This window comes from Kribbella polygonati, from assembly GCF_050320105.1.
Lineage (GTDB): Bacteria > Actinomycetota > Actinomycetes > Propionibacteriales > Kribbellaceae > Kribbella.
This window is the reverse complement of record NZ_CP190129.1, coordinates 1862863-1876112: the sequence shown is the minus strand read 5'-3', so window position 1 is coordinate 1876112 and position 13250 is coordinate 1862863. Positions and strand designations below refer to the sequence as shown.

Genomic DNA, 13250 nt, shown 5'->3' with positions numbered 1-13250 from the left:
CTCAGTTGGTTCCTTCGTTCGCGAGGACCGCCGGCTCGGTGTCTTCGGGTGACCACACCCGGCCGCCGAGCCGGCCGACCAGGGTGTCGGCGTACTTCTCGGCGAGCTCGCGCGCGCCGTCCAGGGACGAGGCGCGGATCTCGACCCACCAGGCCGGTGTCGGGACCTGTCCGACCGAGGGCCCGAGCATCCGCTCCACCTCGCCCGGCACCTGGATCAGCAACGGCATCTCGATCGACACCAGCGGGTCGTCGTCATCGTCACAGAGCTGGATCACCGCGCCGCCGCTCACCGCACGGACGCCGAGCTCGGAGCCCGCGGCCGCGAGGCCGGCCAGCAGATCGTCGCCGGTCGGGCGGCCGTCGACGAGCGCAACCAGGTCATACGTCATGGCGTCACACCTCCGCCCGCCGGCACGGTCGGGACCGCGTCGGCAAGGGCCGTCTGGACGAGCTGCGGCCCGCCACCTCGTCGAACGAACAGGCCACGCCCCGGTGGATAGTCACCCGGGTACGCACCGGTGAACAGCTGCCCTTCGGCGCGGTCACCGGACATCACCAGGCCGGCCGAGCCCGACTCCAGTACGGCGGACAGGAACGGCTCGTACAGCTGCCGCGACGCACCCGACGCCCGCCGGGTGACGACGAAGTGCAGCCTGATGTCCCGCCCGGACGCGACGTACGGCAGGAACGGATCCATCGGCGACTGCCCACCGGTCGTCAGCAGGTCGTAGTCGTCGGCCAGTACGACGATCCGCGGGCCGCCCTGCCCCGCCTCGGGGACCGCGCCGGTGTCGTCCGGCATCCGCTTCGCCAACTCCTGCGAAACACCCGCGGCGAGTCCGGCCGCCATCCGCCCGGTCGGCGCGTAGCCGCCGAGGTACTCCGACGGTACGACGTCCCGCAGCCCGCGCCGCGGATCCATCACCGCGAACACCAGCTGGTCGGACGTATGCCGGTCGACCAACTGCTGGACCAGCAGCCGGACCAGGTTCGTCTTTCCGCAGCCGCTGTCGCCGAAGACCACCAGGTTGCTGTCCCGGCCGGCCAGGTCGACGTACACCGACGACAGCGCCCGCTCGTCCACACCCACGGGCACGACCGCCGGCTCGCGGACCTCGTCCGCCACATCCGCCCGCGGCAGCTGCAGCGGCAGGATCCTGATCTGCGGGGCGCGCTGCCCCTGCCAGGTGGACCGCGCCGACACCGCCTGGGCCTCGAGGACCTCGGCCAGGTTCTCGTCCGACGCGACGCCGTCCACTCGCGGCAGCGCGATCTGCAGGAACAGCTTGCTCCCCGGCAGCAGCGCCCGGCCGCCGCCGGCTCTGCGCAGTACCTCCTGCAGACGCCGGTCGATGTTCGAGTCCGTCGGGTCGTTCAGCCGCAGCTCCAGCATCGTGCCGAACAGTGCCTGGTTCTGCATCCGGATGTCGTTCCAGCGCATCATCGCCGCGACCACATGTACGCCGTAGCTGCTGCCGCGCTGCAGGATGTCCGACAGCGGTTCGTCCAGGTCGTCGAACGTCGTCCGGATCGCGCCGTAGTTGTCCACCACCAGGACCACGTCCGCGGTCGGCAGTTCCGGGATCCGCCCGGCCGCGTGATCGGCGCGCAGCGCGTCCATCGTGTCGATGCCGTGGTTGCGGAAGATCCGCTCCCGCTGATCGATCATCGTCCGGATCTCTTCCACGGTCCGGCGGATGCGCTCGCGGTCCGTGCGCAGCGCGACCCCGCCGACGTGCGGCAGCTGCTCCAGGGCCTGCATGCCGCCACCGGCCAGGTCGAGCGCGTAGATCGCGACCTCGAGCGGCGTGTGCGTGTGCGCCAGCGAGGTGACCACCGTCCGCAGGGCGGTGGTCTTGCCGGACTGCGGACCGCCGACGAACGCCACGTGCCCACCGGCACGGGTCAGGTCCAGCCGGAAGACGTTCTGCCGCTGGTTCCGCGGGTCGTCGACCACACCGAGCGGCGGCATCATCCGTGGCGTCTCCACGGTGAGCTGCAGCCCACGATCGCTGACGAAGTCCGCTCGTCCGGCGATCCCGTCCAGCGTGCACGCGGCCGGCAGTGGCGGCAGCCAGATCTGCAGGATCGACGGGGCCGCCTTGCGAACCTGGTCGACGAACACGTTCAGGACGGTGGGGCCCGTCGTCCGCTCGGTCGCCGCCGGCTCGAGTGCGTTCGCACCGGACAGGTCGTCCGGACGCTCTTGGTACACCGGGATCTCGTGCGGGCGGACGTTCTCGCCCTCGTCGTCGGCGACGTCCTCCGCGGGCGGCGCATAGGGACCGGAGACGTACGCCGCCTTGAACCGCTGGTAGATGCTCGTGTCCACCTTCAGGTAGCCGTAACCGGGCAGCGGCGGGAGATGGAAGGCGTCGGTGGTGTCCAGCACCGTCCGGCTCTCCTCCTCGGAGAACGTCCGCAGCCCGAGGCGGTACGACAGGTACGTGTCCAGGCCACGCAACGCGCCGGACTCGATCCGCTGGCTCGACAGCAGCAGATGGACCCCGATCGACCGGCCGATCCGGCCGATCGACAGGAACAGGTCGATGAAGTCCGGTCGCTGGTTCAGCAGCTCCCCGAACTCGTCGATGATCACGAACAGGTGCGGCAGCGGCGCCATCTCCGGCCGCTGCGACCGGTAGAGCCGGTAGTCGGTGATGTTCGCGATGTTGCCCGCGTCCTTCAGCACCTGCTGTCGGCGTTGCACCTCGCCCGCCAGGCTCGCGTACGCGCGCTCGATCATGCTCGCGTCGTCCTGCAGGTTCGTGATGATGCCGGCCACATGCGGTACGCCGTCGAACGGCGCGAACGTCGCACCGCCCTTGAAGTCCACGAGCACCAGCGCGAGATCCTCGGGCGGGTGCGTCGCGAGCAGCGCGGTCACCATGGTCCGCAGTACCTCGGACTTGCCGGAGCCGGTCGCACCGATGATCAGGCCGTGCGGACCCATACCGAGCTGCGCGGACTCCTTCAGGTCCACGAGCGTCGTACCGCCGGTCTCGTCCATCCCCAGCGGAACCCGAAGGAACGCCCGGTCGGTCCGCGGCTGCCACAGCTGGTGGAAGTCCAGGCGCGCGACGTCGGTGATGTTCAGCAGGCCCATGAAGTCGACCTTGTCGAGCTGCGCCTCGTCGTCGAGCGACTCCGCCGACAGCCGCAGCGGGGCCAGCTCGCGCGCGATGCCCTCGGCCAGCGCCGCGTCGAACCGGTCGACCTGACCGCTCGCCGCCATCGGTACCTGGCCACGCAGGTCCTCGACCCGTACGTCGTCGCCGTACACCGTGATCCGCATCGTGACCGAGCTCGGCTCCTGGACCCGGTCCGCGACCAGGTGCAGTACGGTCACGCCGAGCTCCCCCGGCATGAGCGAGTCGTCGGCCTGCGGACGGACCTCCGCCGACACGTCGCCGTACGTGTCGTGCAGCACCAGCATCCGCTGCGTCAGCCGTCGCCGGTCGTCGAACGCCACCGAGCCCCGCCGCGACTCCGTCGCCCACTGGACCCGCTCGCCCAGGTCGCCGGCGAGCAACTGCGACAGCTCCGCCGGGCTCTCCGCGATCCGCCGGAACGGCGTCGGGCCGGTCTTGCGGTCCGGGTCCTGGACGTGCGGCAGCCACGACATCCACTGCCAGTCCGGCAACGCCTGCGGCGGGTAGGCGGCCGCGATGATGACGTCCTCGGGTGCGTGCCAGACCGCGGTCTGTGCGAGCAGCGAGCGAGCCACCCGGACGACGCCTTCGCGGTCGCCGACGATGCTGACGTTGCCGACATGGTCCAGCGGCACCGTCAACGGCATGTCCGGAATCAGAGTGAACCGGCGGACCAGCGAGTTCGCCTCCGCCATCATGAACTGGTCCGGCGGCTCCATCGCGGATCCCGACTGACCGACGACGGCCGGTACGACCGGCACCCGGCCGCTCCCGCAGCGCGGCTGCAGGAAGTCGCTGTCGGTCCGCCGCCGCTCCCACAACCGGGACACGTCGCTCACACAGTCGAGCAGGGCGTCCGGCGGCGGGTTCAGCTCGAGCGCCTCCGTACGGGCCGTCCGTTCCTGCACCGAGAACTCGTCGCGGAGCCGCTCCAGGTAATCCAGGTAGCGGGTGCGCTGGTCCTTGCGTTGCTTACCGCCCCGGCCGCGACCGGCGAGCATGCCGCCGGCGGTGCCGAGCAGCGTCACCGCGCCCATCACGATGCCGACCATCATCATCGGTCCCGACCGGCCCATGGTCATCATCACCATCGAGCCGATACCGCCCAGCGCCGGCACCATCTGCAGCATCGCGTTGCCGCCGCCGGCGCCGCCGCCCGCACCTCCCAGGGTCGGCGCGGGCTCGATCACGCGCTGCTCCTGCATCCCGGGCGCGGCCGTCCGCCGCGCCGGTCGATGCACGATCCGGCTTGCCACCTAACGTTCCCTCCGCTGACCCGCCCGCGACCTCGCGGGGGACTTCGTACAGTTCTGTCTGCGCTCCGCCGGACCGGCGTCCGGTACGACGCTCACCGGTTGGGTGACGGGCTCACCGGCCCGGTCGTCTGTGAGGTGGCCGGCTGGTTCTTCTCCTTCTCCTTGGCCGACGAGGACTTGAAGTACGAGACGCCGGCGCAGCCCGCGCAGGCCAGGACGCCGATCATCACGCTCGCGAACAACTTGCCCGTCTGTTCCTTCAGCGTGTTCCGCGCGCGGTCCTGCCCGAACAACCAGGCTTCCCGAAGCCGGCGGCGGCGTACCGCGACCGACTCCATGACCTGCGTTCCGTAGTAGCTACCGGACATAGTTCGGTCAGACCTCCACCCAGTCGCGCCACTGCGCTGCGTCCGGCGCGTCCATCGTCGTACCGGCAGGGAACTCGTACACGCCGCGGCCCGGACGGTAGGCGACGAGCAACTCCTCGAGGTCGTGGCAGAGCAGCATCGGGACGTCCGGCCACATCTGCACCAGGTAGTCGAACACCAGGCGCCCCTCGGCCCGCTGCGCGCCCTCGTCCCGGCCCAGCCAGATGTCGATCTCGATCGGGTAGCCGTCGATCGCCTGTACGTCCTCCGGGGCCGGGTCCGCCTCGACGTGCAGGTTCGGCTGCACCAGGAACCCGAGCGTGCCGGGCACCGTACGCGCCGCCGCCCGCAGCCCGTACTGGTCGGGACCGGCACCCGACTGATCCGGGATCGGCTCCAGCCCGAGCAGGTCCCGCAGGCGTTCTGCCTGCTCCCGCACCGGCGCGGCCGACCGCAGGAACACGTTCTCCCGCGCCGTCATCGGTTCTCCCTCGTGTACGTCTTGATCCGGCCGTCGCCGAGGATCACATGCACCTCGGCCGCCACCCGCTTACCGTGCTGGCCGAGCGCACCGCGGTACGCGTTGTCCGCGGCCTCCTCGGTGAGCCCGACGCCCCGGCCGTCGATCACCACCTCACCGTCCGGCGGGACCTGATCGCTGGCATCGTTGATGTTCCGCTTCGCCGCGTTCCGCGAGCCGCTCTGCAGCGTCTTGTACTCGGTGATCACGCCGGCATGTCCCGGATGCTTACGCACCATCGACTCCGGGTTCTTCAGATGCTGCACGCCGTGATCCTCCGGCCGCCCGTCCACACGCCAGCCCTCGTGTTGCAGCCGCGCGGCAATCACCCGCTCCTTCGGCTGGAACGCACCGTCCGGGTCGTGCACGCCGGGTGCGAACTCGTTGCCCAGCGCCCGATGATGAAACGCCGGATCGAATCCCGGCTTCGTGCTCACCCCATAAGCCGGATCCCCCGCCCGCCACTCCCCACCCTGCTGGCCGTACTGCTGCTGGTGATACTGCGGCTGAGGGGGTTGCTGGTACTGCGGCTGCGGGCTGTACGGCTGATGCTGCTGCCCGTGCTGGTTGTACGGGCTCTGCGGCTGCTGTCCGCGCGGGTCCTGCGGACTCGGCGACCCGTACGGCTGCTCACCACGGCTCACCGGCGGATAGTGCCCCTGCCGCGGCCCACCGTACGACTGCTGCCCGTAAGGATGGCTGTACGGCTGTTGCTGCACAGACGGGTTCTGCGGGTGCTGGGCGTACGGCTGCTGTTGCGCGTACGGATCCTGCGGGTGCTGCGCGTACGGCTGGTGCTGGCTGTACGGCTGCTGCACGGACGGTTCCTGCGCGAACGGCCGCCCGTAGGGCTGCTGCTGTGCATACGGATCCTGCGGGTGCTGCTGCTCGCCAGAGGAGTGTTGCGCCGGCGGATACCCGTCCTCGCGATGCCCCACCGGCCCGAACGACCCAGGTTCCTCACGGTGCCCCACCGGCCCGAACGACCCAGGTTCCTCGCGGTGCCCCACTGGGCCGAACGACCCCGGCTCCTGCTGATGGCCCGCCGGGCCGAACGAGCCCGGCTCCTCGCGGTGACCGACCGGGCCGAAGGGACCGGATTCGTCGTGGCGAGGCGATGGGGATTCCGGCTGGTTCGGGGAGCGGTCGTACCGCGTCCCGGCCGGGTGCTCGCCGACCTGCGTCGCGGGCGTCTCGGGCCGTGTACGACCCGGCTCGATGTACGGCCCGGTGTGATCCCGCACGTACACGTGCCAAACACCATCATCGTCCAGATGCTTCGCCGTGTACTTCCCGGTCGCCTCGTCGAAGTGCTTCGGCACCGGATAGAAGTCCGTGTGCGGAAGATGCATCACCTCTTCGATCCCACTGTGCGGATCACGCAGGAACGACATGTCCCGCCCGTTCCGCGACTCGATGTGCAGCATCACGCTCCCGGCATGCGGGCGCGCTCCGTCATACTGCTTGTCCGAGTGCGTGAACCCGCGGTACCGAACGGACTCCCCGACCTCGTGCCGATCCAGGAACTCCTGCAACTTCGCCGGGTCGTCGAACGTCCGCCCGCGGTACACCTCACCTCGCACCGACGGCATCTTGTGCATCCCGGAGATCGCGTTCCGCACGATCGGGTCGTGCTCCACCGCCCGATCGCCGCGGTGCAACGCCTTGTTGATGTCGTAGTGCTGCCGCTGCAGCATCTTCTCCATCGCCTGGATGTCCACATCGGTCAGGTTGAGCACCCGATCCCCGAGCTGCGCCCGCCCCCTCCGCCGATGCTCCCGCATCGCCTCCCGGTCGTACTCCGGGAACTGCGTCCTGAACGCAGCCTGATCCGCCTCCGAAGCCCGAAACTCAGGCCGAGCCAACTCGGATTCCCAGGGCCCCTCCACCTGCCGCGCCCGACCCGCACCCGGACGAGCGTCGGCCGAGTGGGTGTCGGTCGACGCACGCCCGTCACCCGTGCGGCGGGACTCCCCCGCCACGTGGGACTGCTCCGGCGTGTACCCGTGGTCCCCGCGACGCGACTGCTCCGGCGTGCGCCCATCGTCTCCACGACGCGACTGCTCCGCCGAGTGGCCGTCGCTCGCAGAGTGCGGCTGCTCCGGCGTGTGGGTCGGCTCGCCCGGGTGTCGTTCGGCAGGCGCGCCAACCCGCTCGGACGCGTGCTCCGCCTCGCGGGTGTGGGTGGGCTCGGGCGTGTGAGTGGGCTCGGGGGTATGGGTGGGCTCGGGGGTATGGGTGGGCTCGGGGGTATGGGTGGGCTCGAGCGGGTTCTTCCCGGGCTGCGCCGGCGCGGGTCTGTGGATCGGCTCAGGCGTGTGTACTCCGTCGCCGGACGGACGCCCCTCGCGAGGTCCCGGCCCTCCCTCGGACGGTCGCCACGAGTGCGCGCCGGGATGACCGCTCACCGTTCCGGGTTCGGCAGTCCCGTCCAGGATGTCGGACAGCCGATGCCCGTTCCCATCACCAGCACCGCCGGCCCGCGCGGTACCCGCATCCTCTCGGGCACGCGCCGTACCGGCATCTTCTCCAGCCCGCGCGGTACCCGCATCCTCCCCGGTCCGCGTCGTACCCGCATCCTCGCCGGTCCGCGCCGCACCCGCCGTCTCTCCAGCCCGCGCCGTACCGGCATCCTCCCCAGCTCGCGTCGTACCGGCGTGCTTCCCGGCGCGTGAAGTCTCGGTCGGGTCGGATGCGTGTGGTGTGGTGTGGTCGGTGGGGCCGGGCGTGTTCGAGCGTTCGCCGGTACGGTCGGGAACCCGCGGCTCGCCCGTGGGCCTCGTGCCGGGGTCCGGTGAGTGGGTGGCGGCGGGATGGTCTTGGCCCGCCAGGCGGTCCGCGATCGAAGGTTCGGAACCACTGCGTTCTGTCGGCATCGGGCGGGCAGGCGTGTGTGCCGGGTTGCTGCCACCCGGCTTCAGGCGGTCCTCGAACGAATTCGACCCCTCCCGCACCCGATCTGCGCCGAGGCTGCGTTGCGAGGCGGGCGCCGAGTCCGGGCGGCGCGGTACACCTTCCCACGCGCCGCCAGGCTCGCGGACGCTGAACTCGAGCTCGCGGATGTGGCTCCCGGCGACCGGGTTCTGGTTCGCGTGCTTGATCATGTCCCGCTCGATCGCGGCGCGCTGTTCCGGAGAACCGTCAGGATGAGTCCGTGCTCCGTGCGACGGCTGCGCATCCATCCACTTCACGCTGCCGTCGGCGTCCACGAACGCCGTGAACCGGTGCCCACCGCGGTCGAACATCACGCCGATGTTCGCGTGGGTACCGACCGGCCGGCCCTTCAATGCGTCCCGTACGTGCTGCAACGCGGACTGGTCAGAACCGAAGCCCGCGGGGGTACCTTCCGGGCGCTTGTACTTGTACGCCTCGGGGAAGTCCTCGATCCCCATCCACTCCAGCGTGGTCTGCGGGTGCTCGCCGCGTCGCAACGCGTTGCCTGCCGCGAGCCTGGGCTCACCACCGTTGAAGATGTCGCAGGTCACCCGCGACACCTCCGGGCAGTTCATCCCGTAGTGGGGAGACAGACCGTTGTCCGGGTTGACCTTGTGTACCCAGTCGTACTTGTTCTCGACGGGCCGTTCCCCGACCTTGTCGATCAGCTCGCCCCGGCGCGGGTCCAGGTCGTCCGGCTTGATGTGCAGGAACGGGTCGACCTCCGACCGGACCTTGCCCGCCTCCGGGCGCAGGTGCTCGGGCTTCATCTGGTCGATCACCCGCTGCCGCTCGAGCGGATCGTCGTACCGCGGGTCGTTGCCGTCGCCGGAGTGATCCGGCTCGTGCCGCCCCTCGTGCGGGTGAGTCGCCTCCGACTCAGGCCGACGGTCGCCCTCAGGTGGGTGCTCCGTGCCCGGCTCCTGGTGGCGCTCGCGCGGGCGTTCCGCGCCCCGCTCCGGCGCGCCGTCGCGGGCGCGTTCGGCGGAGGGCTCGGTCCGCTCGCCGCGCGGGCTGTTCGGCTCGGCGTGCTCAGCGCGCGGGCTGTTCGGCTCGGCGTGCTCGGCGCGCGGGCGGTCGGTGTTCCGGTCGTGGTGGGCCGCCGGTGCGCCGTCGGATTCGTGGCGGGTCGCCCCTGGCCGGGTCGCCGGGTCGCGTCCGGGCTCGGTGCGGTTGGGGTGCCTGTCGTCGTCGGCGTGTGGGCGTTCCGCGGCCGGGCGCGCGGGATCGTGCGGTTCAGCGGTGCGCCCCGCGGACGTGGTGTCGTCCGCGTGCTTTCCGGCTCCCGCATCAGGCTCCGTGTGCGTGGCGGGACGGCCGCCGGCCGGCTCGACGCCGTCGAGACGTTCGGCGATGGAGGGTTCCTTGCCGTCGAGACGATCGGCGATCGACTGCCGTGGCGTCGGCTCGGCACCCGACGTCCGACCCGCCCCCGGCTCTCCGTCCGGTGTACGACCGGAGGGTTCTCCGGCAGGTGTGCGTCCGGGTGGCGGTTCGACGCCGTCGAGGCGTTCGCCGATGGTCGGCTGTTTGCCGTCCAGCCGGTCGGCGATCGACTGCCGCGGCGTCCGCGCGACGGGTTCTCCGGCCAGCTTCTCGGGGATGGTCGGCTCCTTGCCGGCCAGGCGGTCACCGATCGACTGCGCCGAGCGGCCCGGCGCGACCGGGCTGCCCGTATGCGTCGGCATCACCGGGGTAACCGGAGTGACCGGCACGACCGGCGGCTCGTTGGTCCGCGCCGCGCCGGTGCCATCGGCAGAACGCCCAGGATCCGGCGTGGTCGGCTCCGGGGTACGCGCACGGTCGGTGCCCGGCGTCGTCGGCTCCGGCGTATGCGTACGGTCCGTTCCGGGCCTCGTCGGCTCGGGCGTATGGGTACGGTCCGTACCCGGCGTCGTCGGCTCCGAGGTACGCGTGCGTCCGGTCCACGGTTCGGTCCGCCCCGTGCCGTGGTCCGACGACTCGGTCCGCGACGGCGTCGGCTCGGTGTGATCGTGCGTCGTCGGCTCGTGATGCCCGGCGGGCGTGGACGTACCCGGGTCGGTCCTCCCGGTTGTCGTGCCGGGATCTGTCCGGCCGGTCGACGTGTTCGAGTCCGTCCGGCCGGCTGGTGTCGACGTACGAGGATCTGTCCGCCCGACCGGTGTCGGGTCCGTCCGGCCGGAGGAGGTCGACGTACCAGGATCCGTGCGACCCGCGGGTGTTTCCGTGTGCCCGACCGGCGTGGTCGAACCCGGATGCGGGTGGCTCACCGGCTGGACCGGCGGTGGCACGATCGGCTGCTCGGGCTGGTGGCGTCCGGCCGGTGTCGTCCCGGGATCGGTCCGTCCGGCCGGCGTATTGGGGTCCGTCCGTCCGGTCGAGGTGCCTGGGTCGGTGTGCCCTGTCGACGTACCCGGGTCGGTCCGGCCTGTGGACGTCGGGTCGTGGGTGCCGGTTTGCGAGTCGCCGTGCGAGGTCGGTCGGCCGGTGACCGGATCGGGGTGCGACGGCGGCGTATGCGTCCCGGCGCCCGGCCCGTCACCGACCCCGGCGTGGGCACCGGGGCCGTCGCCGACCCCGGTGTGTACGCCGTCGCCCGCGTGCACCGCTGGGCCGTCGCCGGGGTGTACGGACGGGATGTCGACGTTCGGTGTCCCGGTTCGCGCCTCGGGGACGCCGGTGTGCCCGCCGGGGACGTCGCCCGCATGATGACCGACCGACCCGCCGGTGTCCGCCCCCGTCACCGCCGGGACATCGGCCTTCGGCGCGTGCGGCTGGAAGTTGTGGCCGACGATGGGGATCTTCGCCAGCTTGTCGACCACATCACCGACCTTCGGGATCTTTGTCGCCAGCCCCAAGGCACCGTCATGGGCTGCGATCTTGACGGCCTGGACGTACTCGGCCGCCTTCGCCACCTTCCCGGCAGCCACGCTCAGTTTCCCGAGCTTCCCGGCGGCGGCCGCCGCCTTCGCCCCGGCTGCCACGCCGCCGGTGCCGATCGTCGTGACGACGTTCGTCAGCGCCATTCCGAGCGCCTTGCCCGGGTTCTTCGACCACTCGTCCCAGGCGATCATGCTCTTCCCGAGGTCGACGGCCTTCTCGCCGAGGTCCTTCACCCATTGCGGCCGAGTGTCCTTCCCGGTCGCCTTGTCGAACCCCCACCAGGCAACCTGGACCGGAACGGCCACCAACGCGGCGGCAACGATTCCCAGGTTCTTCCAGGTCTCCCCGGCCTTCTCCCAGGTCGGGATGTCGTACCCGAAGGTGGACTTCGCCCACTTGCGAAGGCCAGGGATGCTGCCGAGCGCCGGCAGCACCGGAATCGCCGTCAGGACCCCTTCGATCGCTTCGCCGATGACCTTCACGACGCCGCCCAGCAGGTTGGGCAGGAACTCCACGCAGTCCTGCCAGAACGGCTTGTCCCGGTCCTCCGGCGTTCCCCAGGGCTCTTCCTTCTGTTCGCCGTCGCCGGTCTGCTTCTCCGGCTCCTCGCCCTGCCTGGCCCCGGTTTTCGGGTCCCACGGCTTCCCGCCGAACAGCGCGAGGATCGCATTCGCGCAGCGGAAGCTCATGTCGGGCAGGTCCACCTTCATGATGTTGTGGACGTCCTGCACCATTTGGTTGTTCTTGTCGATCATCCACTTGTCGTTCTGCCAGTCCGGGTTGCCGTTCTTCCGGCGCATCCAGTCGTAGGCATCCGCACGGATCGCCCGCAAACGGTCGGCCTTCCCCTGCACGCCGTCGCCGAACACGCTCAGGTGGTGCGCGATCTGCGGAAGATTCGAGCCGAACTCGGTCAGGTTCTTCTGCACCAGCTGCGTCGAGTTCACCAGCTGCTCGCGCTCCGGGGCGTGGTAGACCTCATTCAGCCCACCGAACGACTTGTGCACGTTGTTGCCGACATCCGAGAAGCCCTGACCCAGCTTCCCCAACGGGACAGCATTCTGCTGGATCGCCATGGCGACCCTGTCGAGATCCTCGACGGGAATGCCTTCAGGCTTGATCATCCGGGAACTCCTCGATCACACGAAGTCTTGGCGGGCGGGCGTGGTCAGCTCTGCGCGCGGGCAGCTGCCAGTGCGTCGTCGAACGACGTGCTGCTGGGGGCGTACGAATCCACCGACTCCTCGCCGACCAGGAACACCTGGTTCGCGAAGCCGGGCGGAGTCAGTACGACGAACTCGTGCACCCGTTCCGCGTCCCAGTCAGCCAGGTCCTGCACTGTGGTGGCGTACTCCGGGCCGGCGGCCTGCAGGACCAGCCACTCGGCCAGGCGGATCCGTGCGGCGGCGATCACGTCCTCCGTCGTCGGTTCAGCGTTCATTCCGCGACCATCCCGGTGCTGCCGTGCGGTTTGGAACCGGGCGGCGGGGGGATCTCGCCACGAGCGGCAGCCTGCTGCGCGTTCAGTGCCATGTCTTCCTGGCCGTGCATGTACGCAACGGTCGCGTTCTGCGCGCCGGTCAGCGAAGCGCCGATCTGCTTGGCTGCTGCCTCGAGCGACGGCGACCAGTGCGCCGAGTACTCGTTCACCGCGGAGGCCGCCACCCTGATGACGTCATAGTCCATGCCGTGCACGAGGCTGTTGATGTTGAACCCGTACCACTCGGCAAGACTTTCGAATGGTCCTGCCGCACTCTGCGTCGCCCTGAGTACACGCTCGACACCTGGTGGATCAATGTCCCAATCCATCTGAGAACTCCCCTGTGAAGGCGGGTCAGCCGCCGATGCCGTCGACCGCGGACTGCGCCTTCTTCAGCGTCGCCGCGGCGGTCGAGTCGTTCGCGGCCATGGTCTCCTTGAGGGTCCTGATCACCGACAGCGTCGAGTCGGCGGCCTTGTTGAACCGGTCCTCGACCGCCCGGTACGAGTCCGTGACGCCACTCGCGGAGGCGTCCGCCAGCGCGCTCTGCACGTTCTTGCGGTGCTCGGCGATCAATCCCTCGATCTGGCCGGAGAGCCGGGTGATGTTGGCCTGTACCTCGCCGGAGGCGGCGGTGTCGTAGCTGTTGCGATTCGCCATCGTCGTTCCTCTC

8 protein-coding genes are annotated in these 13250 nt (G+C 70.3%); all 8 read right to left on the bottom strand.

Annotated elements, in window-relative coordinates; translation table 11 throughout:
- Position 1 precedes the first annotated feature (1 nt).
- Positions 2-391, bottom strand: coding sequence for a hypothetical protein (locus tag ACQHIV_RS08820; RefSeq protein ID WP_427892982.1), 390 nt, complete (start codon positions 389-391; stop codon positions 2-4).
- Positions 388-4410, bottom strand: a complete 4023-nt coding sequence (eccCa, locus tag ACQHIV_RS08815) for a type VII secretion protein EccCa (protein ID WP_427892981.1) — start codon at positions 4408-4410, stop codon at positions 388-390. The genes ACQHIV_RS08820 and eccCa overlap by 4 nt, the downstream gene beginning before the upstream one ends.
- A 92-nt stretch (positions 4411-4502) precedes the next feature.
- Entirely contained in the window at positions 4503-4778 is a 276-nt protein-coding gene (locus ACQHIV_RS08810; protein WP_427892980.1) for a hypothetical protein, read from the bottom strand.
- A gap of 7 nt (positions 4779-4785) precedes the next feature.
- Entirely contained in the window at positions 4786-5259 is a 474-nt protein-coding gene (locus tag ACQHIV_RS08805) for a hypothetical protein (RefSeq protein WP_427892979.1), read from the bottom strand.
- The gene (locus ACQHIV_RS08800) at positions 5256-12221 is read right to left on the bottom strand and encodes a hypothetical protein (protein WP_427892978.1); all 6966 of its coding nucleotides are present in this window, start codon (positions 12219-12221) and stop codon (positions 5256-5258) included. The genes ACQHIV_RS08805 and ACQHIV_RS08800 overlap by 4 nt, the downstream gene beginning before the upstream one ends.
- A gap of 44 nt (positions 12222-12265) precedes the next feature.
- On the bottom strand, positions 12266-12538 hold the full coding sequence (locus tag ACQHIV_RS08795) for a hypothetical protein (RefSeq protein ID WP_427892977.1): 273 nt from the start codon (positions 12536-12538) through the stop codon (positions 12266-12268).
- Entirely contained in the window at positions 12535-12906 is a 372-nt protein-coding gene (locus tag ACQHIV_RS08790) for a DUF6507 family protein (protein ID WP_427892976.1), read from the bottom strand. Before ACQHIV_RS08790 ends, ACQHIV_RS08795 begins: the two co-directional genes overlap by 4 nt.
- Before the next feature lie 25 nt (positions 12907-12931).
- The gene (locus ACQHIV_RS08785; protein WP_427892975.1) at positions 12932-13237 is read right to left on the bottom strand and encodes a pore-forming ESAT-6 family protein; all 306 of its coding nucleotides are present in this window, start codon (positions 13235-13237) and stop codon (positions 12932-12934) included.
- Positions 13238-13250: the final 13 nt, after the last annotated feature.

Coding starts and splice junctions, on each gene's coding strand:
- ACQHIV_RS08790 (WP_427892976.1), bottom strand. CDS start 12,906: ATGGATTGGGACATTGATCCACCAGGTGTCGAGCGTGTACTCAGGGCG.
- ACQHIV_RS08805 (WP_427892979.1), bottom strand. CDS start 5,259: ATGACGGCGCGGGAGAACGTGTTCCTGCGGTCGGCCGCGCCGGTGCGG.
- ACQHIV_RS08810 (WP_427892980.1), bottom strand. CDS start 4,778: ATGTCCGGTAGCTACTACGGAACGCAGGTCATGGAGTCGGTCGCGGTA.
- ACQHIV_RS08800 (WP_427892978.1), bottom strand. CDS start 12,221: ATGATCAAGCCTGAAGGCATTCCCGTCGAGGATCTCGACAGGGTCGCC.
- ACQHIV_RS08820 (WP_427892982.1), bottom strand. CDS start 391: ATGACGTATGACCTGGTTGCGCTCGTCGACGGCCGCCCGACCGGCGAC.
- ACQHIV_RS08795 (WP_427892977.1), bottom strand. CDS start 12,538: ATGAACGCTGAACCGACGACGGAGGACGTGATCGCCGCCGCACGGATC.
- ACQHIV_RS08785 (WP_427892975.1), bottom strand. CDS start 13,237: ATGGCGAATCGCAACAGCTACGACACCGCCGCCTCCGGCGAGGTACAG.